Here is a 24,346-nt window from a genome sequence, read left to right on the forward strand (position 1 = left end):
ATATCGGGGTTTCACATTGAGAGAGTAACCGAGCAGACCGCAGAGGAATACATTCGATGGATTGAGCTTTCAAAGGGCGGTAAGAAGTTCAACGAGGAAATGATTGCAAGATCAAAATTTTATTTTTACAGTCCCCATTTCGTAAACTATATGCTTAGGATAGATGGAAAACCAGCAGCTATGGGATCTCTTTTCCTGAATGGGGAGGAGGGATATGTAGCGAATGATTATACCTTCTAAACTTTCCGAGGAAAGGGATGTCAAAAGGCGTTACTTCGGCAAAGATTATCCGATGCCGAAAATTTTGGGGTCAAAAAGGTTTATACCGATGTGGTTTTCGGTTCTGCCAGCTATTGGAATATGGTGAAAGCGGGGTTTGAGACTGCGTATCTTAATACCTTTTGGATGAAGAAATAAACTTGCCGATGCAAGCAAAGCGGAGAACCGATCATTTCGCTAACGGATGACGATACTGCAAACGTACAGCCTGCCGGCGTGATTCGGTAGGCTGTTCCGATAACTGGCAGGATAACACGAATGTTCAACGAAAATTTATAGTTTGGGTGTGAGGAATCATTTTGCAAGAAGCGATCGATTTCGAAATTTGAGTTTCCTTAACTGTCGCCCGTTGTAAATCAGTTACGGAAGGAGCAAGTCGATGCAAGAACTTTACAAACAGTACAAGAAGCTGTTGTTCAAGCTTGCCTATCAATTAACGGGATCAGTTTCCGATGCAGAGGACGCGGTGCAAGATGTTTTTGTTAAAGCATATAGTCTTCCTATGGAGCGATTGGAGGAGCCGAAGGCTTATCTCTGCAAAATGGTTACCAATCGCAGTAAGAATATGATGAAATCAGCACGAAAAAAAAGGGAAGAATATTTCGGGGAATGGCTTCCAGAGCCTTTTCTCACGAGCGACGAATCAATCGAAACATTTGAAAGGGATGATCTCCTATCTTACGGAATGCTTGTATTGCTCGAGAGGCTGACGACCTCCGAGCGGGTCGTGTTCGTCCTCCGCGAGGCGCTAGGCTTCGATTACAACGAGATCGCCAAGCTCATGGAAAAAAACGAAGTGAGCTGCCGCAAACTGTTCAGCCGTGCGAGTGCAAAGATGGGACGGATATCCGATGAACCAATTCATATCCATAATGAGAGCCAGGAATGGGTTCATGGATTTATGGGAGCGCTTAAGAAAGGGAACATGAATAAACTTTTATCGTTGCTGGATCAAGATGTCGTTCTAGTTGCCGATGGTGGCGGTAAAGTGCGTACTACGGTCGATCCGATTGCTTCGCGTGAACGAGTTGTTCGTTACCTTCTCGGTGGTTTGCGTAAAGCAGCTAGGATCGGAGAAGAACTGGTCATCGAAATGGGTCAAGTCAATGGAGAACCTGCCATACTTCTTCGATCGGAAGATAGCGCAGTCCATACAGTGGTGCTCTTTCACATCGAAGAAGGGAAGATCCGCAAGATATATATCGTTCGGAACCCCGACAAGCTGGGGCATATCTTCTAGTGTGAGATCAAATGCACCGCGGTTATGCATCTCCATTGGAATTTGTGCTCATAATCAATATCATGCTAAATTATTGGGCTAATATTCAAAATTGGGCTAAATTAACACCTTGGATGGGGTTCACGTAATGCTGTTTTGGAAAAATTCAGCGGCGACATTTATAATCAACATAATTTGATTTTCATGAGGGATTATTGAACCAAGCCCATAATAGAACTCAACCCCCTTTTCATTATTTAAAATTAAAGACCCGAAGCCCGTTGCTGCGGGTCTCTTTCTGCTTGTTGTGGATATACAGAATGACCTGCTGGTCGTTGAACTATCAGGCAGATTTACTCATAAAAGCCGGTACGTAAGAACGGCTGATTAAACGGCCCATGCAATGTTTCTCATTCGTTCGTTTCCGATGTCACAAATCAAAGGCTTACATTGTTATATGTGCGAAAACAAAAAAGGAGCTGAGGAAAGATGAACGATTTGACATGCATAATCATCGGAGGCGGCCATGCAGGGCTTGCAGCGCTCAAATCATTAAAGGAAAAGTCCCAGGGCATGGCGAATGGACAGCGGATTCGGTTTGTTCTGTTGGACAAACAGCCCGGTCATGTGCGTAAAATACTGTTGTTCCGGCGGGCCGTGGGCGAGGAAGAGATTATGATTCCCTGGACGAATTATGAGTTTTTTGAAGGAGTCGAATTCGTGCAAGGTACGGTTACGTCCGTGGATAGCGGGGAAAAACAGATTCGATATGAGGATGCGCATGGCAATGATGCCCGAATTCGTTATGACCTTTTGGTTGTGGCGGTCGGCAGTGTCGTTCGGCAACCGAATCCTGATCAGGGTGGCATATCTTTAACCGATCTGCAAACCGCGGCAGTCATCCGGGAGCGCTGGCGCGCCAATCTAAAGCAAGCTGCTGGGGAGACAAATCCTAAAGAACGAAAGCGACTGATGACAGTCGCAGTTGCGGGGGCGGGAATCAGTGGCGTTGAGACATCCGCCGAGCTGACGCTCGGGATGCAGAAGGAAGCATCGTCACTCGGACTGAACCCGTCCGATATCTCTGTCTATTTGCTAAGTGCTCAGGAACGATTGTTCATGGATGGACCCAAGAAAGTTGGACGAAAACTGGATCAGATACTCAGAGAAAGTGGAGTGACAGTGCTTTACAACCGCAAGGCGATGCGGGAGGAAGCAGGAGTAGTGACGCTCAACAATGGCGATCGTCTGCCGGTTGGTCTATGTATATGGACGATTGGTCTGATTCCGAATCCGGCCCTTCGCACGATGGGCTTGCCGCTTACTCCTGAAGGCCAAGTGCTGGTGGATGGATCTTATCGCGTCCAAAGGGCGCCGGGCGTATACAGCATTGGCGACTGCGCGAGAATCGTCGACCCAAAAACCGGCATTGCAGCTATGATGAGATGCGCAGAAATTGCGCTACAGGAAGATAGACTGGGGAAAATCGTGATAGCCGATCTGGAGGGCCGCCCCGCGCCGGTTCACAAATCGGCGCCGTTAGATCTGTTCTGCATCGGCCTGGGGGAAAACCACGGATTGGTGTGGGGACGCAAATGGGGACTTAATATGGTTGTAACGGGAAAGCCTGCCTGGAAATTGAGGAAACTAGCGTGGGATGGAGGCAGTAAGCTTCGATAATAAACATGAGACCAAGATTGCAATATGTCTAACAGCCCGGAGAAGGTGAGACGGCGAATGGAGGAACTGTACGATCAATATAGAGCGCTGCTGTTCACGCTGGCTTATCAGTTGACAGGATATGCGGCGGACGCGGAAGACGCGTAGCAGGACGTGTTTTTTAAGGCGTGCGACGTACATCCCGAACGTTTGGAGGAACCGAAGGCGTATTTGTGCAAAAAGGTAACAAATCACTGCCTCAATCTGCAGAAGTCGGCGCGGAGGAGAAGGGAAGTATACGTCGGTCCGTGGCTCCCCGAACCGATTCGGACGCCGGAGGCGGATACGCTCGAGACGACGCTCGTCCGCCGCGATCTGCTGTCTTACGCCATGCTCGTACTTTTGGAGAGGCTGACGCCGACAGAGCGAATGGTTTTCGTTATGCGTGAGGCGTTTGGCTTCGATTACCTCGAAATCGCCGAACTGCTCGGTAAGCGAGAGACGAATTGCCGTATGCTGATGAGCCGGGCAAGAAGCAAGATGGGAATAACCGAGGAGGAGCAGGTCGCTGCCGAAGCGGTCGAACTGGAATGGGTTAGCCGGTTCCTCACACATCCCTCGAGCAAGGTAACGTCGATCATGTGCTGTCCCTGCTGAACGAAGACGTCATACTCGTCTCCGATGGAGTAGGAAAAGTAATCGCGGCCACGAGTCCGATACAAACGCGCGATCGCGTGGCCCGAATCCTGCTCGACGGATTCGGGCGCATACAGGGAAAACTTCACATTGAGGCTGCCTCGCTGAACGGTGAGAAGTTAAATGATTAATCCGGCATCTTGCCCTCGTCTTTTGAAGAATGATAAAGCAGCTTTTCAGTATTTTTCTGCGAAATGAGGATGTGAAACATGTATATTTTTAAAAACAAATTGGTATTGTTAGCGCCAATTATTGCTTTCCTAGTTGTATTTATTTTTTCGCTTACACTTTTTCCATCTGTCCAGTCCAAACCAAGAAATTTACCGATTGCCGTTGTGAATGAAGATCAAGGTTTCGAAATTCAGGGTCAGCCGAAAATGAATATGGGGCAAACGATCGTTGAAATGATGCGGAAAACGGCAGCAACTACGGAAGGTGACCCCGCTGTGAAGTGGGTAGAGGTATCAAGCGCGGAAGAGGCACGGAACGGATTAAACAATCAAGAGTATTACGCGGCATTGGTAATTCCGAGCGACTTCAGCGCTAAGCAAGCTTCTTTGCGAACCCCGAAACCGTCAGTGCCTGAAATTCAGATATTTATAAACCAAGGCATGAATACCGCAGCATCGGCAGCAGCAGGGCAAATCCTGAATGGAGTCGTTGACAACATGAACAACATCCTTCGCGCCCAATTGCTTGAGGGCTTTAAGACGCAGGGAGTTATGCTGACCGTAGAGCAAGCTGCGGGTTTAGCCTCGCCGATTGCAAAAAAAGTGACAAATGTAAATGAAACGGGCGCGAAAAGCGTGAATGGCAATGCCCCTGTTTCCTTATTTCAGCCCTTATGGATGGCATGTATCGCCAGCTCGGCAATCCTTTTTATAACCTTCAGTAAACGATTGGTTAAAACCCGAAGAGAGAGCCTGGTCTCGAAGCTGCTGCATATCCTGATGGGCGCGATCGCTTCTCTTGCGGTTGGATTCGGGCTAACCTGGCTTGCGAATGGAATGCTGGATCTTGATATTCCTAAATTTGCGGATACCGCGCTGTTCTTATCCGTTACGTTCTTCAGTTTTTTCCTTATGATAACTGCTGTAATGTCGGTGTTGGGTATCAGAGGTGTTGCTATATTCGCCTTATTGCTTTTCTTCGGGGCGCCTTTGCTGGCTTTGCCGCCTGAAATGATGTCCTCTTTCTTTCGGGAGTGGATTCATCCATGGCTCCCAATGCGCTTTATGGTCGATGGTCTGCGGGAATTGTTCTTCTTTGGCAAAGGATTTGGCTGGAATGCACCCGTAACAGCTCTTACATGGATCTCATTGGTAAGCGGCATAGTAATTCTGGGCTCCGCATTAAAGGTTCGAGTTCAGAAAACCGAAAGAACAGCCACAGCTTATAGGCAATAATGGCCAGTAAATCGTATCGAAACCAACTTCCCTCGAAGATAACGACATACAGGTAAAGTAGAGAACTGTAATTTCATTGGAGAGCGGAAGCCCTCTTTGTTAATGAATGAATAAACAGCGAAGGAAGGTATGTTGGAGAACAGTTTGATGTGGCAATCATTGGTGGAGCGGATCATACCAAAAGTACAGGGGAGTCTCGATATGCAATTTTTATTTATCATTATTTTTGCTGTCGTAATTTTTCTTTTCGTTGTAGGCATAGGAAGAGGACAACGCTCCCGGGGCCGAAGAACCTGGCATACTACGCCTTGTCAAAATCGATCGGACCTCACTGAGGCTTTGAAGCATATCACTTCGTTACCGTACCTCGATGAGCATGAGACGGTCATTGCAGCGGGGGCCAACGACGTCTGGCGCAATCTGTGTGAAACACTGGACCGATCCTTCTCGCGTCCTGGTGTGGCCATCTACGCGAGACTGGTTGGATCCGCCGACTGCACAGCATGGGGGCCTAGGCCCTTTGCCGAGGGCTCAACGTTTCCCGGTTTTCGGGTAATCGCCGCGGTACCTAGACGTGAGCTGGTTCTCGAGGGCTGCCATCGATTCTCGTCGTACGCCCTGATCTTTCGTCTCGATCACGTCAGTCCGGATCGATCACGGTTACGTGCTGAAAGTCGAGCTGCCTTTCCCGGTCTGGCCGGCAGCCTTTACCGACTGATCGTCATTGGTTCTGGCGGGCACGTGGTTGGCATGCGGCGCCTACTCTCAGCAATCCGCCGTCCCTGGTCGCTCAACGGAGAACGATAACGAAACAGGTTGTAAGAGTTGAATTTAAGACCAGTGGTGATGCTCCGATTGGTCCTATAGGAATTTACATTAACTCAAAGACAAACAATATTGTGGGCTATGACGCACGGGAATAAAATAATCAAAAATTGAACCCGCACTGTACGATAGTGAAATAAGCAGATGGCTGAGGCTATCTGCTTTTCATTGAACAAACGGGCAGCCTAGTGGAATTGAATACAAGAGGATAAGTCTATCTAATATAACTAGTCCCATACATGTGAAAGCAAACAGCCCCTCCACCGTTTTGATGGAAGGGATCAACTCAAAAAATGCTTTTGAACAGTCTTCGCTCGTTTACACTGTCACAAATCAGATCCTTACGTTGTTATATGTGTGAAAAATGTAAAGGAGATGAAGAGAGATGAACGACTTGACATGCATTATCATTGGAGGCGGCCATGCAGGGCTTGGGGCGCTCAAAGCAATAAAGGAAGAGACCCGGGGCATGGCGAACAGACAGCGTATTCGATTTGTTCTGATCGACAAGCAGCCGGGTCATGTGCGCAAAGTGATGTTGTTCCGGCCGGCCGCATGCGGGGAAGAGATTATGATTCCTTGGACGCATTATGGGTTTTCAGAAGGAGTCGAATTCATGCAAGGTACGGTTACGTCCGTGGATAGCGGTGAAAAACGGATTCGATATACAGACGCGCAAGGAAATGATGCCCGAATTCGTTATGACCTTTTAGTTGTGGCGGCCGGCAGCATCGTTCGGCGACCGGATCCCGATCAGGGCGGTATCGCCTTGACCGACCCGCAAGCCGCGGCGGACATCCGGGAGCGCTGGCGCGCCAATCTACGGCAAGCTGCCGGCGAGACAAATCCTAAAGAACGAAAGCGACTGATGACAGTCGCAGTTGCGGGGGCGGGCAACAGCGGCATCGAGACATCCGCCGAACTGGCGCTCGCCATGCAGAAGGAAGCGTCGGTGCTGGGACTGAATTCGTCCGATATCTCCGTCTATTTGCTGAATGCGCAGGAGCGGCTGTTCCCGGAAGGACCAGAGAAAGCTGGACGAAAATTGGATCAGATACTCAGCGATTGTGGAGTGACAGTGCTTCACAATCGTAAGGCAATGCGGGAGCAAGCAGGAGTGTTGACGTTGAGCAATAGTGATCGTCTGCCGGTTGGCCTATGTATATGGACGATTGGTCTGATACCGAATCCGGCCCTCCACAGCATGGGCTTGCCGCTTACTTCTGAAGGTCAAGTGCTGGTGGATGAATGCTATCGTGTCCAAGGGATGTCGGGCGTATACAGCATTGGCGATTGTGCGAGAATCGTCGATCCGAGTACCGGCAAGGCAGATCAGATGACTTGCAAAGAAGCTGGGCCGCAGGCGTTAAGACTGGGAAAAATCGTGATGGCTGATCTGGAGGGCCGTTCCGCGCCGGTTCACAAATCGTTTTTGGATACCTTCGGCTTCGGCCTTGGGCAAAATCGCGGGTTGATGTGGGTAAGCAAATGGGGACTTGATATCATCATAACGGGGAAGCTTGCGTGGAAAGTCAAAAAGCTGGGATGGGATTTTGCTAGCTGGCTCCGATAGAAACAAAGGGACCAAGTTGATATATGTCTAATTTCCCGGAGAAGGTGAGACGGCGGATGGAGGAACTGTACGATCAATATAGAGCGCTTCTGTTCACGTTGGCTTATCAGTTGACTGGCTCCGCGGCAGACGCGGAAGATGCGGTGCAGGATGTATTTGTTAAGGCGTGCGACGTACACCCCGAACGTTTGGAGGAGCCGAAAGCGTATTTGTGCAAGATGGTAACCAATCGCTGCCTCAATCTGCAAAAGTCGGCGAGGAAGAAGAGGGAGATATACGTCGGTCCCTGGCTCCCTGAACCGATTCGGACGCCGGAGGCGGATCAGCTCGAGACGACGGTCGTCCGCCGCGATCTGCTGTCTTACGCTATGCTCGTACTGCTCGAGCGGTTGTCGCCGACGGAGCGGACGGTTTTCGTTCTGCGTGAGGCGCTGGGCTTCGATTATCCCGAAATAGCGGAACTGCTCGGCAAGCGAGAGGCGAATTGCCGCAAGCTGATGAGCCGGGCAATAAGCAAGATGGGAATATCTGAGGAGGAGCCGGTCGCGGCCGAAGCGGTCGAACTGGAATGGGTCAGTCGGTTCCTTACATCCCTCGAGCAAGGTAACGTCGATCATGTGCTGTCACTGCTGACCGAAGACGTCATGCTCGTCGCCGACGGAGGCGGAAAAGTAACCGCGTATAAGCGTCCGATACAAACTCGTGATCATGTGGCCAGAGCCCTGCTCGACGGGTTCCAGAGCATAGGGAATTATCAGGAAAGACTTCACCTCGAGGCTGCTCATTTAAACGGTGAAAACGGTATAGTAATTCGTTCGAGGGACGAAACTTTGGCCGCTATATTTATACATCTCCGACGCGGAAAGATTGCCAGATTGTATGCCGTACGAAACCCGGATAAGCTTGCCCGAGTTTAGTCAGTCGACTGCGGATTTTTCCAAGTCTCCTTCAAAGATAAATAATTTACAAAGTAAGGGCCATCCCAAAAAGGATGGCTCTAATACTTGCCGTTAAAGAAAGCGCGGAGAACCGTATCACAAACATAAGACCAATGATCATTAAGCTAAAGGGGACGCTTGTTGAAGTAACGAGAACGAGTGCTAAAATATTATATTCATTTGGAAAGAGGTATAAGATGAGGTCAGAGGTTCAGATTAAACGGAATGGGAATAATGTCGATAACGTGGGGGGGGGCATAGCTCAGTGGGATTGCGCATCGCTGGCTGGATTAATTGAGCAGCAATCATGATGGGATAAATACCGAGGAATTAGTTGAGCTGATACATATTTGCTGGAGAAATTTTCAAAAGATACTTGTGAGTAATGTTATTCTATAGTAATATTAATATAAAGTAACAAAATGTTTTATCAGGAGGTTGTTAATGAATTTGAATAAATTGTCAAAAGGTGAACTCACCAAACAACGACTTTTACAATCAGCTGCAAAGGAATTTGCTGAGCGAGGGTACCATGAAGCTAAAATCAGTACAATTGTATCAAACGTTAACCTCACTCAACCGTCATTTTATTTGTACTTCAAAAACAAAGAAGCAATATTTCAGGAGTTGATTAGCCACTTCCGTAAACAGTTAATTCCTTTTGTTGAGAGAACCTACGAAATTGCCAAGTTGCCTCATGATGAGGTACCGCAAAGAATTCAAGTAGGCTTGTCCCATCTATTTCAATTTTTCGCATCTGATCCGAACCTGACAAAAGTCGCTTTTTACCAATCGGAGCAAGGAGAAGAATTCCGACTTGTGATGATTGAAATGATGGCTTCAATTTTCAAACATTATCAAGAAGTAGGCCTTATACGAAGTTCCTTATTCATAGAGGTCGCTGCAGAAGGTTTTATTGCCATGTTAGATCGATTTACTTACCGTATAATTCTCACAAATGAGCGTGACATCGACATACTCGCTAAACAAATGTCAGACACTTTCTTCTATGGGATTTTGGCTGAACGAAAACAAAACTAAATACAGAAAGGAAAATGTTAATGGCTTGGGTCTTAAAAAATGTTTCATTGATTCAGGTTTTACGAAATGGCTTTCTTGCTACCTTGTTAATGGAGATATTTTACCGCCTAACAGACTTGTTTTTACACCATAGTTTGGATGTCGCAGTTGGAATCGGACAAATGTTCATGTTGCAATCCCCCTTGGTTATACGAATTGCAGGATATGTTGTGTTTTTAGCTGGGGGAGTAATCTTCTCCTATTTATATGCTCGTTTCATTCCAAAACGATCCATATGGACGGGTTTACTTTATGGGATAATCTTTATTTGGTTGATTGTAGATGGCTTATTGTTTGAACCTTCTTTCATAGGTATAGATTATGGAGTTATGTGGGTCATGATCAATTTCTTAGGCCATTTCGTATATGGGGGATCACTTGGTTTTTTCTATGGTGGTGAGTATAGGAAATCATTGAAATCAGTTATTGGAGAATTGAAAAATGAGGTTTGAAACGAAGTTGCGATCTGGAGTCATTCTGGCAACAGTGCTCATGGTAGATGGATTGGTTCATCTTTACTGGGCCACAGGAAGTACTTGGCCTGCTGCTAATGTCAAAACGCTTTCACATGCAGTCCTTAATGCAGATGTATCCTTTGGACCATGGGTTGTCGTTCCACTTGCATTACTCTTGTTTACCGCAACAATTATCGTGTTGGCGAAAATACGATTTCTTGGAAAGTTTAACAATCTTATACCTGATAGGCTTCTTAAATCTGGTTTGTTATTGCTTTCTACAGGGCTTTTCTTACGGAGTCTTGCGGGTATTGTTTGGGTATTTGGCATAGGAGCAGATCCTAAAACAATTTTCTATTGGCTCAACCTCTTCGGATACACACCTATCTGTATAGGGCTCTTCATTGCTTCAATGTTGGTCTTTAGCTTATCGAACGAGAACCAGGCCTCATAACGCTACGTCTTCATTCGTTGGAACATAACAAACACCGACTCGCGGATTGACACTTTTTCATCTGGAGAATGATTGGGACGGAGAACGATAGTTGAAAAATGACATGACGGCAGCCGCTAGATAGATCTGCTGTCTTTTCCACGCTAAACATTCCTCCCTAAGAATTGGACTTTGAAAGAAAAGGAGCGCCTCGGTATGATGGGTTTGTCAAAGGGTTTAACCCAACACCATCAAGGAGGCGCTCTTATTATGAAGTTTAAGCAATTTGACGGTCAAAATCAACGGATCGAACGAATTTCCACGACTCACCTCATTGTGGGAATCGATATAGCGAAAGAAACACATGTCGCACAAGCAACAAATTTTCGAGGAATCATACTTACTAAGAGGCATCTTTCTTTCTCAAATACAATTGAAGGTTATTTGAAATTAGAGCGATGGATCCATGAGATTGGGCAGAAGCATCATTTAAAGAACGTCATAATCGGTATGGAACCAACGGGACACTATGGATATAACCTTGCTAATTGGCTTGCTGACTAGGGCGAAGATGTTGTCATGGTGAATCCAGCTACCACCAAACGAAACAAGGAAAACCGCCATAATTCCCCCTCCAAGAGTGATCCGAAGGATGCACTCGTCATTGCTGATGTGGTAACCCGTCCGCTAAACGTTATCGGTCTCCACGCCTTGGTCAGGTGTAACGAAGGAATGTTAGGGCAAAGACCCGTAGAGTCATGGGATGGTGAACCCCAAGGTAAGTGTGGGGTGTTACGTGCAGAAGAATATCCCTTGGAGAAATGTTCCAACACTTCTTCTGTTCCCGCTGCCCAAAATGGGAATAGCTACGTCTGATGAGCGCTCTCCTGAACAACATCTGCAAACCAAGGTGTCAAAATCCTGCGAATGAGTGAGTATATGTGAGATAAACCCTAAAACCGAGGGACGGGCAGGATAACGCAATTAAGTCTATCGCTGCACGCAAACCTTTCTCAAGTAACTGGAAGAAAACAAATGAAAAAAAATACAAAATATTTTTAAACCCCCACCCATAAATTACCAAGAACGATTCGAAATATTTAGAGTATGAAAAAAAACTATTTGGAGGCTGAGAAAACATTGGATCTAAACTTTCCGTTTCATTACAATTTAGACCGTTTAGAGAGAGATTCGAATTATTACAGGAGAAGAGTTTGCTGCTCAGCCAGCAGTAAATGCGATTACTGAATACGATCCAGTACAACATCGTCTCAAACCAAGCTTTGGATGAGCCCGGTAGGAGGGAGATTAGTATAAAGACGAAAACATTTATTTTTGCTGCATTTTTTTTATCGACTGGTGCTTCATTGCTGGTTTATATTTTTTCGGGGATTTCCATGTTATACACTTTGATAGGCGTTCTGATACTGGCATTCATAATTGGAAGAATGATTTGGAGAAGAGTACCTTCCGAAAAACAATCCGAAATCAAGCGGCTTATCGGTTACGGGACAATCGCCGGTTTTCTGGCCACATGCCTGTACGATCTTTCCCGATTCATATTAATTAAAGTGACAGGCTTTCAATTTTGGCCGTTCGATATTTTCGGGATATTCGGAAAAGCGCTCGCCGGCGAACAAGCGACCGGTATATGGGTCAGCATGCTTGGAGCCGTATTCCATATCGCCAACGGTACGACATTCGGGATCGCTTATACGGTTGCATTCGGACGCAAAGGCATTTGGGCAGGCTTGGTTTGGGCCATGATCCTCGAACTGGCGATGGTTACCGTGTATCCGGGCTGGCTTGACGTGAAAGCTCTCGACGAGCTTGTTTCGGTTTCCATGACCGGCCACATTGTTTATGGAGTGGTTCTTGGTTATACGGCGAGGAAACTGATCTTGAGAAAGGAGACCCCTGTCCATGCCTAAATCTAAGCCGTTTCTTCAGCGGCTCGTGCGATTTTGGTGGGTTCAGCTGCCTTTGCAGGCCAGCTGGTTCTCCAGTAAGCTTCCGTTCACATTCCTCGACGGACTCTACCTGGCCGCATGGCCTGCGGCTGCCTCCTGGGCACCTTTGCTGGTGCTGATCGCAGGACTTGCGATCGGCTGGTGGCACCCGGGGTTCGAAAGTGTTTTCAGCGAATCACTTATAGTGGTTATGATTGCGGCCATTTTCGGAATAAGCAGCGCGAACCTCGGACTGCTTTTTATCGTCGGCTTTATCGTCGGCGATTTCTTTCTGCACCACACAAGCTGGACGCAGGTCGGATGGCGGCGGAACGAGGGTTTTTTGGAGCATGTCGGCAAGGTGAGGATACCGCTTTTGATCGAGTATGGTCTTTTATATCTGTTAACGGTAAAAATCCCTATGGTAACCAAAGCGCTGACCGCACAGCTTCTAATTCCTTTCCTACCTTTGAAAACCGGCTTCAAAGTTGCTGCGGCACTGTACGTGCTGCTCACCGGAGTGCTCGTGTATTTCTGGACGCAAACCGTGCCGGTGCTGATAAGGCCGGTATTCACCTGGGTTTCAACCAATCCTCCGGCGAAGGCAACCGTTCCTTTGCAGCATTACGAGGGGGTCATCATCTTTGTTGCGATCGTAATCGCCGCCGTTCGAATGCTGCTGCAGGGGATGACGGCGTTTCGCAGCGAGGTCGGAAAGCCGCTTGATGAGCTGGAGCGAGAGCTGCGGGATCTTCCGCCTGTCCGTTCGCTCGGAGATCGGATCAATCCATGGTTTTCCACCGCAGCCGCCGCGTTGTGGTCGGTTCTGATGATTGCGGGAATTTACAAATCGCTCATCGATCCCGTGCTGATCGGAGCGTTGATTTTTGTGCTGCTGGCGGTCCGAAAACATTTAATAATCGTTCCTTTCGGCTTTTGGGCCAAGTGGATGGATAAGATTCCGCTGCTCCTCCGATTGGTTATCGGATTTATTCTGATTAAAATCATTGCTTCGGCGATATTGGAAAATATGCTGCGTTCTACGGATACGTTCCGGCCGCTGCTTCTGATGACTGCGCTTTCGATGGTAATCATTTTCCTGCTAACCCCCCAGCTTCCGATCGTCCGGCCAAAGGAAGGTGAACCGTCAAAATGATCCGTTATTTCCCTTTAGGGACGCTTATCGCAGTGATTTTGTTTTTTGCGTTTCCGGACGCAGCGACGGCCGACAACTGCGGGAGCTTGACCGATTGTTTCAACACGCAGAGAGCCGCTGTCGCCGCGACCGTCGGTTTGGGGATATTCGCCACGCTGCTTAGTATGGGGCTTAATTTTGTCCCCGTCGTCGGACAGGTGAAGGGCATTATCGAAGCGATTACGGGCAAAGACTTGATTACCGGCCAAGAGCTGGAAACCTGGGAAAGGGCGCTCAATCTCGTTCCTTTCGGCGCATTAGGAAAAGTCGGGAGAATCGGAGATATTTTGGATGCCGGCGGCGATCTTAGCAAAGGATTGCGCCACGCCGACGAGCTAGACGAATTAGCGGATGCCGGACGGGCGGGACGGACCGGAATCCCTTCCGAAGGTTCGCGCAAGGCGGTTGATGTTGACTCCGGAAGTGGACCAAGGCGATCACGAGATGCAGACGGCGAAAGCACCCCAACACCGGAAGCCGGTTCCGGTGGCGCTGCCAAACCACCTAACGATGGCGGCGGGCGTGGCAGTTCCTCCGGCCGCGGCGACAGCGACCCAATCCAACCGAATGATGGTGACGGCGGGAAACCAAAAGTTCTCCTTTACAAATTAAGGCCCGGATATGATACACACTTCTCAGAAGTTGAAGATGTAGTCTGGAAGAAGGGGAGAGGTATTCTTGGGGGACACAATCTTCATAATTTTGAAGAGGTTTTTACTAATAATGGTTGGAATATGGATGACTTAATTATATCTAGAACTCCTCATCCAACAGTCAATGGTGTATATGAAATAAAATATCAATTACCCGCCAAAGATATGACAGGCAAAATAATTGAGGGGCAGTATAAAAACATTCCCTTCCCGAAGACTGTGTACGACCCGAGTGTAATACCGGATGAAAAAATGTTAGAGTGGGGACGGCAGGCAATGGCAAATGCTACACAATCAACAAATGGAAGGATACTGACTGGTACTGCCCCGAACGGACTTAAGTTTCAAGGATATATTGAAAACGGTGAAATAACTAACTTCTTCCCGATCCTTGAGAAGCCATAACTTTTTACTGATGTTAAATTAATACCTGAAGGAGTATCTTATGATCACTGAAAATAAGAGGGAAAAAGACCTGATAGAATTATATTACGCTAATTTAGGCCAATCTTACTTTTTGGATGCCATAAAGAATTATTGTAACAGACAAGGCTTTGGAATAGGTGCTATATGGTGTCTTTTCGCGAATGAACTTCAACCTTGGGAAGAGGGCTATTTTGGAGAGACCGGTGTAGCATACTTTTATGAACATCCTGCTGTGGAGAAGGATGAAGTACTGGTTGTTGACTACGATGATTTTTTCTATTATCTGCAAAAGGCCAGTAAAGATTTTATAGAACGTAATCCCAGTAGAGAGAATGAAATTTTGCAATACCTAGAAAAAATAAAGAAAACATTAAAATTGGTTTAAATGATGATTCAATTTTTTTCCCAATCATTACGAGGTGGTGGTGGGGAACCCTGTGAGTAAAATTTTGGCTAGAAGGCGGCGTGCAATGGACGGAAGGCTGGGATAACCTGTTTTCAACATGGATATAATCAAGTTTTCGTCGAGGATGCTATGACAGATTCATCGAAATAGGAACACGATTATGTAGTAAAAACCATGTCCCCCAAAATGGGAAAAATCCGAACAACAGAAGAATTGATTTCGGCGTTGAAAGAAAAACTAGATCATTGCGCTAACGGCGAACGTTAGCGAAGCGGAGATCTGGGAATTAATAAAAGCTCCTGCAGTTGCAGGGGCTTTTGTTGTTCGTCTATAGATAGGTTAATATCTTTTCCTTCTCCTGTACAGCCGAACCACCACGAATATGAGAACGGCCCATAATAGCTTTCTGAGGTGCTAGTGTGTTAATGTCGATACCTTGTTGATGAAGGTAAAATGACTTGGGAAGAATTGAAGGATTGAGTGGATGAAGAGAATGTGGTACATTCGTATCCATCATAGTCTCATTTATATGTACATGGTATATGAGAAGTAATGAGGTGAATAGAGCATGCATTACATCGTTATCGATCTCGAATTCAACGGTAGGCAGCATTATGACATTTATCCTATGGAGATTATTGAATTTGGGGCTGTAAAATTAAATGAGCAGATGGAAATTATCGAGACATTCCAAAGCTTTATTCGTCCTAAATTTCCTTTAAATAGATTTGCATTGCAGTTTTGCGATATCACAAAAGAAACGTTATTAAAAAGCAAGCCTTTTGAAGCGGTTATTAAAAAATTCAAAAAATTTTGCGGCACAGATTATAAGCTGATCGCATGGGGCGCCAGCGATTTCTTCACTTTAATGGTTGATTGCAAAGTAAATCATGTTCATACAGAATGGATCACTACTCAATTGTTGGACTTGACGCGTCATTTTGATGGAGGCTTGCAGCAAGCTCTAGAGGATCATGGCCTTCAGTTCATCGGACAAAGTCATTCTGCACTGGATGATGCTTTAAATGCTGCGCTTTTATTGAAGCTCAAACCAAGAATCGTAAGTGATATCAACTATTTCACCCCAGATCCTGTGAAAATATGTACGGGCGGCATCAAGAAATGGATCCTTATGTCGCTTGACAATGCTATTGTAAATGACCAGATGTTAAGTTGGGACGATTTTTTAAAGGATCGGAATACTCAGAAGTATATCGCCATCATGAACTTAGCTGATCACGAAATCAGAATGGTTCAAAATCTCTTTATGAAGTTTGCGCAAATGAAGTATGGTCGTAAAACAAAAAAAATATTATATGCGTAAATGATGTAGACCCCTATGAATGGGGTCTTTTTGTATTTATCGAACAATAAAGAGTTACAATTATTACTACCCAAAGTATAGAATAGCCGATCAACACTAATGTAAAGAATACTTATGCTTACGTAGAACATTTGAATCGAATCAAATAAAGTAAGGGATGGACAATACGATGGATGAATTAACTATACAAGAGGTTTGTAGCTGGTTTGAAGCCAATAAAGACAAGAGCATCATGATTAAAAGAAGATCAAGAAGATCAAGAAGATATAGATCAGATAGCAATTAACGTCAATGACGTTGGACTCATGAGATTTTCAGACACCTTAGACGCCTATTTAAATATTTTTATATTCAGAGGGATGAGTACTGGTTTTCGGTCGGGGATGTTTATATTAGGAATATGTATTATAACAATTAGTGGAATTTTATTTGGTGGAACAGTAGCTGAACAATTTTCATTTTAAATCGACTTTGAATAACATGCTAACTGCTAAGCTAACTGGAAATATAGCACAACAAAAAACAGGTTGCCGGCAAATCGGCAGTCTGTTGAGCTAAAAGGGCAGGTTAATTCTAATAGAGGTTTTGGGGAAAGTTGGAAGAATACATTATTAAAAATCTAAGTGTAGGGTAGGTTGAATGGTTGAATTGGACAAATTTGCCCCGAGAAAAATACATATTATAGGTTCCGTTGGGAGCGGTAAAACAACATTAGCCAGAAATCTATCAAATAAACTGAGTATTCCACATTACGAATTGGATAATGTTGTTTGGAAGAGACATAAACCGAGAGACATTAAAAGAACTGATGAAGAAAGAGATCAACTGTTGAGCACAATTATTCATTCAAATACTTGGATTATAGAGGGTGCTCATTATAACGAATGGGTGTTCCAAAGTTTTAATACTGCTGATTTAATTATATTTTTGGATACTGATAATTCGAAACGAAAGTATCGAATTATCAGAAGATTTATCTTACAGTTACTCAGAATAGAAAAATCAAACTATAAACCGACTTTTGAAATATTCAAGAACATGTTTATTGTAAGAGGACAAGAACATATATCTATAAAGATTCTCGCCCAGCGCGGTTTTTTTATTTTATGGATGTAAGTTCTTGTCTTTATCGCCAGACAAGAACTTATATCCTTTACCGATAGTGGACAAGAACATACATCCATTGCCATGGTAGAGTTAAAGGCATAATATTACACATTAAGGGAGTGTAATGAGATCACCATTATATACAATTTATGGCATAATTCAAGCGATAAATAAAAAAGTATGTGCTAAGAACCTATATCTTATGCCGAATAATTGTACAAGAACGTATAACTAATACCGTAAATATAGTCAAGAACTTATATCATTAGTTGATTTTTTGGACAAGAACAACGCATTATTGCCACAATGCGAAATGAATCAACAAGAAGCAATTGTTAACATTGTTATTTGTGTTGGTTGATGGCAGGCCGGTGGCCTGTTGAGCTAACGGGCAGGATATGGCAGATATGGCTCAAAAGGACTCCTTATTAAAGTTCATGTTCAAACCTTGGAGACTGGCGCAGTATACGATGAGCCGATTTTTCACGAATGCCTTTGCATGGAGAACGTTTGGAAGAAAGAGGGTCGAACGTCTTCAACAAGATGTACAGACTCAGCTGCAAGAAGGAGATGTTGTGAAATTAGATGAAACACACTGTGTTCATCCTTACGCCAAGCATCTTCCTTTCTTGTCCTGGCTTTTCGATCATTCTAATAAAACGTATGCATGGGCAAGCAATGAATCTAGTTGTGATACAGGCCGTTTTGAACAGCATTCCTCGTTTTTGATAGACTTGCTATTTGATGATGCCATAACGGCTGCAGCGGCTTGATTCGTTCGCTAAAAAGAGCAATAATTATCAACATTTCCAGTTGAAAAAGACAAAAACGGTTCAATTTGTTTATGTTTATTCGTACTTATTTAATTGCGGGCGTTATTCTATAATGACTATGAAATCACTAAACAATAGGGGGTCAAGCAATGAATAGAATAAAAGGATCGGGACTGCTGGTCTCGACCGCGCTTGTGATGACAGCGCTTACCGGGTGTGGGGAAGGCGGCGCCGAAAAAGAAAAAACCGCGGACAGCAAATGGGCAGTCAAAATGGAAACGGTCAAGGTATGGACGAATAGCGGTCACTCGAAAGAGCTGGTTACGCAAATGGTGGACCAATTCAATTATTCGACTGGGAAAGAAAAAGGGATTCACATTGAATAATCGGTTCATGGAGGCGACTACGCCAAAATGCTGGAGGTGGCCATTACTTCCGGCCAAGCCCCCGAATTATTCAAAGCTACGGGCGTGTTGGGAGACAACGTCAAGAAAGACGCGCTGCTCGCCATCGAAGACATGCCGGGAGGCAAAGAATTCCTTAAAAATTATGAGGGGCTGCTGAACAACCCCAGCTTTACTTATAACGGCAAAACGTATTTGGTGCCTTCTTACGTAAATACGATCAAGCTGCTCTACAACAAAGAGATGTTCAAGAAAGCGGGAATCGTTGACGCGAACGGAGAGGCGAAACCGCCGGCGACATGGTCGGAGTTGGCGGGATACGCGAAGAAGCTGACAAATCCGGCAGAAAAAACGTATGGAATCGCTCTTCCGATGAAATGGTCCGGATATTTTGATTCGGAGCTGCTTCGACCCTTCGTTTCCTCTGTCGGACATGAAATTTTCGATTATAAGTCGGGTACATTCCAATTCGGCGCATTCAAACCGGCGGTTGAATGGCTGATGCAAATCAAAGAAGACAAGAGCTTCTTTCCGGGCGCAGAAGGGCTGGACAACGATCCGGCGAGGGCTCAGTTCGCGGAAGGTAGAATCGGCATGAAGCTCGGCGCTTCATGACTTGCTGACAAAGGCAAAGTTGTTGTCATGGTGAATCCATCTACCACCAAACGAAACAAGGAAAACCGCGACAATTCACCCTCCAAGAGTGATCCGAAGGATGCACTCGTCATTGCTGATGTGGTTAGTCGAGGTTTCTACTATGATTTCGCTCGGCACGCTGTTTTCTTTCAAAGGTTGCAACGATTATGAGTGATCGCGAATTTTGGGTAACAAATAGTGTACGGTTGCTAAACCGGATTATTCGCTGGTTAGACATACGTTTCCCAGAGTATTTCTCCGTCTTTAAAGACTGGACAAGCAAGCGATCGTTGGCCACTCTTAAGGAATTTCCTTCTCCGCAAGAAATAGATTCGCTTTCCGTATCCGAAGTGATTACAGCCTGGAGGAAGCATATGAAGCGTGCCGCTAGCTCTACCGGCACGCAAAAAGCTGCTCAGCTAATTGCTACAGCTAAACAAAGTATAGGTGACACTACCGCTCTTCTTGAAGCGAAACAGGATTTCAAGCGGTTATTAGAAGAGTTTGAACGGATTGTAGGAGTACTAGATACAATTGAAAAGGATATTGAAAAATTGCTTAACGGTATTCCAATGGCCAAGCAATTACGTTCGATCGGCCTGGGCTTTATCTGTATTGCAGCAATTCTATCAGGCACTGGTGATCTCAGACAGTATGCCCACGGACGCCAGTTGTTACGTAAAGCAGGATTAAACCTAGCTGAAAGCACGTCCGGAAAGCGGAAGGGTCAGATCGTACTTTCCAAGAGGGGCGACGCAACGCTACGTAAATATCTGTACTTGGCAACGCTGCAGCTCATTGGAAATAACCCTGTGTTCAGACAACTGCACGAGTATAATGTTCAAATTAAGCAAATGAAGAAGCAACAGTCTCTGTTTAAAGTGCTTGGAAAACTGGCTCGAATCATCATTGGTATAGTTGGGCGAGGAGAGGACTTCTCTCCAGAAAGAGTGGTTCCTCCTTTTAATCAAGCTGCTTAAACTGATAAAGATCTGTGTATTGACTCATTAGCAGGATTGAAAAAGAAAGCACGGAGGACCGAGTTCCTGCCCGATAAGGGCTCAGACCCGTCCGCTAAACGTTATCGGTCTCCACGCCTTGGTCAGATGTAACGAAGGAATGTTAGGGCAAAGACCCGTAGAGTCATGGGATGGTGAACCCCAAGGTATGTGTGGAGTATTACGTGCAGAAGAATAACCCTTGGAGAAATGTTCCAACACTTCTTCTGTTCCCGCATGCCCAAAATTGGGATAGCGACGTCTGATGAGCAATCTCCTGAACAACATTTGCTAACCAAGGTGTCAAAATCCTGCGAATGAGTGAGTATACGTGAGATAAACCCTTAAAACAGAGGGACGAGGAACGATAGCTCAATAAAAGACACCTGAACAAAACAATAGCTTTTGTGTCTGCCGATGAAACATCGTCAAACACGCAAAAAAGGCCCTAGAATTACGATGAAATTGCCATTGCCAGCTGTCTGTAGAAAATGGTTGACTATACGTTTGGCGGACCTTGTTTTTATAGTCTGGAGGATACATCGCAAGATCACTATCTTGGCATGATGATCGAGCAGGCCATTCAAACAGGTGAAAACATTACGTTGGGCAAAGTATTGGCAAGAATCTCGTGATTCTAGTCATCATCATAGCTCAGTTCGCATATTTGGATCTCGATAAGTCCAGGCTCCTTTTTTTGAATAAAAAAGTGTTGTGCGTACTAATAATATTAGTTATAATACTAACTATATTAGTTTATTGGGAAGGAACTGGTGAGCAGCATGTCATTTATTGTGTTTATGCTTTTGTTTACAGTTTTATGCGGATGGTTAGAGAGCAGAGTTCGCATGCAAAAAAAAATAAAAGGGGTGGGGAAATAAATGTTTGCTGGACATTTCGGACTCGCTGCTGCTGTGAAAGCCAAAACTCCGGAGGTGCCGATATGGGCGCTCATGCTGAGTACACAGCTTCTTGATGTTATATTCGTACCACTGTTCTTGTCAGGCATAGAAAAGATCGATAACAGCCTGGGAACGGGTTATGGTGAAGGAATCATTCATGCAGATTATACGCATTCACTTCTCGGAGCAGTAATTATTGCTATTCTATCGGCGATCCTCGCTTGGAAGCTATGGGGCAAACGAGGCGGTCTTATGATAGGTGCTCTTACTTTCAGTCACTGGCTGCTGGATTTGCTCGTTCATAGAATGGATATGCCGATCTTACCGGGAAATGCTGGAGGGCTCCCGCTGCTGGGATTCAGCTTGTGGCAATGGCCGGTAATTAGCAGCGCATTAGAGGTGATTCTAGTCGTTGCTGGAGCAATACTCTACTATCGATCGATTCGAGGCACGGCACTATTATCGGAGGGGAATCAAACGCTGTCTAAAGGTGCTAGAATTCGTGCTATAATAGTAGGCGGCGTAATGGCGATACTGCTGGTGCTTTCACTAATAACAGATGTCGTGTCTCACTAACAGATCCCCACCTTTTCAATTGATATAGCATTATTTAAAATGTGGTTTATCCAAATGTACAGTTAAAGTTCTTTGACCAGGACCTGACGATTGAAGTAACGGTGAACGATAGCTCAATAAATACGAAGAATCGGCAGCCTCATATATGGCTGCCGTTTTCTCTACTAACGGGCAGTTTACGGAAGCATTGAAGCAGGTACTAGAAGAAGTTAGTACTGATACTCTAAATCCAAATATTATATATTTTATTAAAAGGAATTTGAGTGATTCGACTTGTTTTGGTAATTAGTATATTTATGAATTGCAGGTGTTATTATGAGGTGGTTAAGGTATATAATAACTAACTTTATAGTCTTGTTATGGTTTCCGATATGCTTAGGTTTAAGTATGGCTTTAATAATGAATTGTGCTTTTTTATGTGGTCCTCCCAAATTACACAATGTTATTCTAGTCATAATTCTTTGGTTACTTTATGTAAGTACTGCAATCTATTTGAATTATTTATGTTTTAAAAATCTGAGGCATATACTCATTCCAATTGAGTCCATTCTACTTCTGTTAGGAATGGCATTGTATTTATGGAGTGCATTAAACTAACGATAGAACGATAGTTCAATAAGCACATAAAGCAGGCTACCGCAGAATTTAATCTCGGTAGCTTATTCCGCTAACGGGCAGTAGAGCGTGGTAATCCCAATTTTTGAAATAAAGGATTTAAGGGTCATGTTACGTAATTAATTAGGCTAACCAAATAAGAATGAAGGTGCCTCTAGATGAACGACCTTATTAACGAATCTGTTATACAACTGGCTGAAAATTTCAGCTTCCAGAAAAAATAGTTAACATTGAAGAACTACCTTGGGTTCCGTTCACAGAGAATCATTCTTGTCATTTCAAGCCTTTACGTTTTGATCTTAACACAGGTACTTGGATTTACCTTTTCAAAATCAAGAGCAATCAAGTTTTGGGCAAACATAGGCACACAGGTGGAGCGGTAATTGGATATAACCTTCAAGGTAAATGGAGATATGTAGGGAGGAAATGGGTGGCTATGCCAGGAACGTTTGTATTTGAACCACCTGGTGACATCCATACGCTGATAACAGAAGACGAGGAAGTGGTTACTCTATTTATATTAGGTGGTTCACTTCAGTATTTTGATGAAAACAATCAAATCGTTGGACAAGATGATATTTATACCGTACTCAAAAAATACAGAGATTTTTGTGTACTTCATAGGATTCAAATAAGAGAAGATCTTATTTATTGACGAAACGTTCTGTAAAGACTGCCGGCATTATCGGCAGCTTTACTTACTCATATAACGGGCAGGTTAACACAGAAATCCTCGGAATTGTAACAGTTTCAAAAATAAAGGGAAAAAACCTTTTTTGTAGAAGCTTTAGGAAATAAATGATTGGGGGAGATCAATATTACGCCTTTTACAATTTCAACAGCAAGAAGAGTTGAGACGGCCGAAACAAATACACTTCAATCACGTTTATGTGCTATTAGTAATCTAGAGGGAAACCCGCAGGAAGTACACATTGAGAATTTTGGCAATGCTACTGCTTTTATTGTTAAAGGTATTCCGGATCCTTATTTCAATTCTGTTAGGGGAGTAGATAGTTCTACTATTGATGTTCTAGATGACATTTTAAAATTCTATAGTAACTATAACGCCACTTGCAGATTTGATATTACTCCATTTGATGCTAATCCAGAACTATTGATAAAACTAGCTGAACGAGGATTCTATCAATACGGTTTCCATTCAAACCTATACGGTATTGCTGAGGCTAGAGAGCATACGTGGGAATTTAATGATACATTGACAGTACGGAAACTTAACGAAAATGAATTCAATATATTTGGTGAAGTTTACACAAAAGCCTTCAAGATGCCTGAATTTTTAGCGCCTGCTGTTGCTAAAAACAATCATATTCTTTATAACAAAACGGGGTGGCATTTCTATATCGCTAGTTATAATGGCGTACCAGCAGCTATAGCAGTTTTGTTTGTTCAAGATAATGTAGGCTCACTTGCTGCTGCGGCAACGTTGCCAGGGTTTCAGGGAAGGGGGTGTCAGTCTGCATTATTGTCTACCCGAATAAATGAAGCAGCACAACTTGACTGTGATCTGGTAGTAAGTCAAGCTAGTTTTGGGTCAATAAGTAAGGCTAATATGGAGCGTATAGGATTGCGAACTGCTTACACTAAATCTTTATGGAAAGCAGTACCGAAAAATAAGTAAATTCGAGAATTCTTAAATAAATTTTGAAACGAGATTAAAATAACAAGAACTTTCCACGACAACAGGCTACCGAGACTATCGGTAGCCTGTTCAACTAAAGGGCAGTTTAGCTTAGCAATCCATAAGAAACAATCCAAGCTGAAATGTGCTAAAATGTAACTAATGTAGACATCCCTCATG

The 24,346-nt window shown here is 44.5% G+C and carries 26 protein-coding genes and 2 pseudogenes; all 28 read left to right on the forward strand.

Translation table 11 applies throughout. The annotated features are described in order from the left end of the window. A partial coding sequence (locus GC098_RS39530; RefSeq protein ID WP_216625226.1) for a hypothetical protein occupies positions 1-240 on the forward strand: 240 nt, incomplete at its 5' end. Positions 241-658: 418 nt separating this feature from the next. Continuing rightward, entirely contained in the window at positions 659-1,519 is an 861-nt protein-coding gene (gene sigJ / locus GC098_RS10210) for an RNA polymerase sigma factor SigJ (RefSeq protein ID WP_171643071.1), read from the forward strand. Between the two features lie 468 nt (positions 1,520-1,987). Beyond that, positions 1,988-3,178 carry an NAD(P)/FAD-dependent oxidoreductase gene (locus tag GC098_RS10215; RefSeq protein WP_171643072.1) on the forward strand — a complete coding sequence of 397 codons (1,191 nt, stop codon included), beginning with the start codon at positions 1,988-1,990 and terminating at the stop codon, positions 3,176-3,178. Positions 3,179-3,345: 167 nt separating this feature from the next. Beyond that, positions 3,346-3,606 (forward strand): hypothetical protein, encoded by a 261-nt coding sequence (locus GC098_RS41495; RefSeq protein ID WP_376773854.1) that lies wholly within the window; start codon positions 3,346-3,348, stop codon positions 3,604-3,606. Then, positions 3,548-3,814, forward strand: coding sequence for a sigma factor-like helix-turn-helix DNA-binding protein (locus GC098_RS41500; RefSeq protein ID WP_376773855.1), 267 nt, complete (start codon positions 3,548-3,550; stop codon positions 3,812-3,814). Before GC098_RS41495 ends, GC098_RS41500 begins: the two co-directional genes overlap by 59 nt. Further along, a complete protein-coding gene (locus GC098_RS41505) occupies positions 3,799-3,984 on the forward strand; it encodes a hypothetical protein (RefSeq protein ID WP_376773856.1) in 186 nt (61 codons plus the stop codon). The genes GC098_RS41500 and GC098_RS41505 overlap by 16 nt, the downstream gene beginning before the upstream one ends. An 84-nt stretch (positions 3,985-4,068) precedes the next feature. Then, positions 4,069-5,259 carry a YhgE/Pip domain-containing protein gene (locus GC098_RS10225; RefSeq protein ID WP_171643088.1) on the forward strand — a complete coding sequence of 397 codons (1,191 nt, stop codon included), beginning with the start codon at positions 4,069-4,071 and terminating at the stop codon, positions 5,257-5,259. A 1,210-nt stretch (positions 5,260-6,469) separates the two neighbouring features. Beyond that, positions 6,470-7,657 carry an NAD(P)/FAD-dependent oxidoreductase gene (locus tag GC098_RS10230; RefSeq protein WP_171643073.1) on the forward strand — a complete coding sequence of 396 codons (1,188 nt, stop codon included), beginning with the start codon at positions 6,470-6,472 and terminating at the stop codon, positions 7,655-7,657. Positions 7,658-7,713: 56 nt separating this feature from the next. Further along, positions 7,714-8,574: an RNA polymerase sigma factor SigJ gene (gene sigJ / locus GC098_RS10235; protein ID WP_171643074.1), complete on the forward strand. Its 861-nt coding sequence runs from the start codon at positions 7,714-7,716 to the stop codon at positions 8,572-8,574. Between the two features lie 465 nt (positions 8,575-9,039). Next, positions 9,040-9,636 (forward strand): TetR/AcrR family transcriptional regulator, encoded by a 597-nt coding sequence (locus tag GC098_RS10240; protein WP_171643075.1) that lies wholly within the window; start codon positions 9,040-9,042, stop codon positions 9,634-9,636. A gap of 20 nt (positions 9,637-9,656) precedes the next feature. Beyond that, a complete protein-coding gene (locus GC098_RS10245) occupies positions 9,657-10,127 on the forward strand; it encodes a hypothetical protein (protein ID WP_171643076.1) in 471 nt (156 codons plus the stop codon). Continuing rightward, positions 10,117-10,584: a DUF3995 domain-containing protein gene (locus GC098_RS10250; protein WP_171643077.1), complete on the forward strand. Its 468-nt coding sequence runs from the start codon at positions 10,117-10,119 to the stop codon at positions 10,582-10,584. Before GC098_RS10245 ends, GC098_RS10250 begins: the two co-directional genes overlap by 11 nt. Positions 10,585-10,833: 249 nt before the next feature. Continuing rightward, a pseudogene (locus GC098_RS10255) lies at positions 10,834-11,247 on the forward strand (IS110 family transposase); the annotation flags it as partial. A gap of 551 nt (positions 11,248-11,798) precedes the next feature. Next, on the forward strand, positions 11,799-12,494 hold the full coding sequence (locus tag GC098_RS10260; RefSeq protein WP_171643078.1) for a hypothetical protein: 696 nt from the start codon (positions 11,799-11,801) through the stop codon (positions 12,492-12,494). Continuing rightward, complete coding sequence (locus tag GC098_RS10265) at positions 12,487-13,668, forward strand: hypothetical protein (RefSeq protein WP_171643079.1); 1,182 nt, start codon at positions 12,487-12,489, stop codon at positions 13,666-13,668. Before GC098_RS10260 ends, GC098_RS10265 begins: the two co-directional genes overlap by 8 nt. An 86-nt stretch (positions 13,669-13,754) precedes the next feature. Further along, positions 13,755-14,765 carry a pre-toxin TG domain-containing protein gene (locus tag GC098_RS10270; protein ID WP_171643080.1) on the forward strand — a complete coding sequence of 337 codons (1,011 nt, stop codon included), beginning with the start codon at positions 13,755-13,757 and terminating at the stop codon, positions 14,763-14,765. 40 nt (positions 14,766-14,805) lie between these two features. Beyond that, positions 14,806-15,171, forward strand: coding sequence for a ribonuclease toxin immunity protein CdiI (gene cdiI / locus GC098_RS10275; protein ID WP_171643081.1), 366 nt, complete (start codon positions 14,806-14,808; stop codon positions 15,169-15,171). A gap of 589 nt (positions 15,172-15,760) precedes the next feature. After that, positions 15,761-16,516, forward strand: a complete 756-nt coding sequence (locus GC098_RS10280; RefSeq protein ID WP_171643082.1) for an exonuclease domain-containing protein — start codon at positions 15,761-15,763, stop codon at positions 16,514-16,516. A gap of 639 nt (positions 16,517-17,155) precedes the next feature. Continuing rightward, complete coding sequence (locus GC098_RS10285) at positions 17,156-17,632, forward strand: AAA family ATPase (protein WP_171643083.1); 477 nt, start codon at positions 17,156-17,158, stop codon at positions 17,630-17,632. A gap of 398 nt (positions 17,633-18,030) precedes the next feature. Further along, the gene (locus GC098_RS10290) at positions 18,031-18,396 is read left to right on the forward strand and encodes a hypothetical protein (protein ID WP_171643084.1); all 366 of its coding nucleotides are present in this window, start codon (positions 18,031-18,033) and stop codon (positions 18,394-18,396) included. Positions 18,397-18,545: 149 nt separating this feature from the next. Beyond that, a complete protein-coding gene (locus GC098_RS10295; protein ID WP_171643085.1) occupies positions 18,546-18,782 on the forward strand; it encodes a hypothetical protein in 237 nt (78 codons plus the stop codon). A gap of 15 nt (positions 18,783-18,797) precedes the next feature. After that, positions 18,798-19,415, forward strand: a pseudogene (locus tag GC098_RS39535) (ABC transporter substrate-binding protein); the annotation flags it as partial. A 27-nt stretch (positions 19,416-19,442) separates the two neighbouring features. After that, the gene (locus tag GC098_RS39930) at positions 19,443-19,607 is read left to right on the forward strand and encodes an IS110 family transposase (RefSeq protein ID WP_246358538.1); all 165 of its coding nucleotides are present in this window, start codon (positions 19,443-19,445) and stop codon (positions 19,605-19,607) included. Continuing rightward, a complete protein-coding gene (locus tag GC098_RS10300) occupies positions 19,604-20,416 on the forward strand; it encodes a transposase (protein ID WP_246358539.1) in 813 nt (270 codons plus the stop codon). The genes GC098_RS39930 and GC098_RS10300 overlap by 4 nt, the downstream gene beginning before the upstream one ends. Positions 20,417-20,925: 509 nt before the next feature. Beyond that, complete coding sequence (locus GC098_RS10305; protein WP_171643086.1) at positions 20,926-21,069, forward strand: hypothetical protein; 144 nt, start codon at positions 20,926-20,928, stop codon at positions 21,067-21,069. Positions 21,070-21,315: 246 nt separating this feature from the next. Further along, positions 21,316-21,912 carry a permease gene (locus GC098_RS10310; protein WP_171643087.1) on the forward strand — a complete coding sequence of 199 codons (597 nt, stop codon included), beginning with the start codon at positions 21,316-21,318 and terminating at the stop codon, positions 21,910-21,912. Positions 21,913-22,756: 844 nt separating this feature from the next. After that, the gene (locus GC098_RS10315; protein ID WP_312880029.1) at positions 22,757-23,182 is read left to right on the forward strand and encodes a 2,4'-dihydroxyacetophenone dioxygenase family protein; all 426 of its coding nucleotides are present in this window, start codon (positions 22,757-22,759) and stop codon (positions 23,180-23,182) included. 147 nt (positions 23,183-23,329) lie between these two features. After that, positions 23,330-24,166: a GNAT family N-acetyltransferase gene (locus GC098_RS10320; RefSeq protein ID WP_216625228.1), complete on the forward strand. Its 837-nt coding sequence runs from the start codon at positions 23,330-23,332 to the stop codon at positions 24,164-24,166. The last annotated feature ends 180 nt before the right edge of the window (positions 24,167-24,346 follow it).

The organism is Paenibacillus phytorum (assembly GCF_013141715.1).
Taxonomy (GTDB): Bacteria; Bacillota; Bacilli; order Paenibacillales; family NBRC-103111; genus Paenibacillus_E; species Paenibacillus_E phytorum.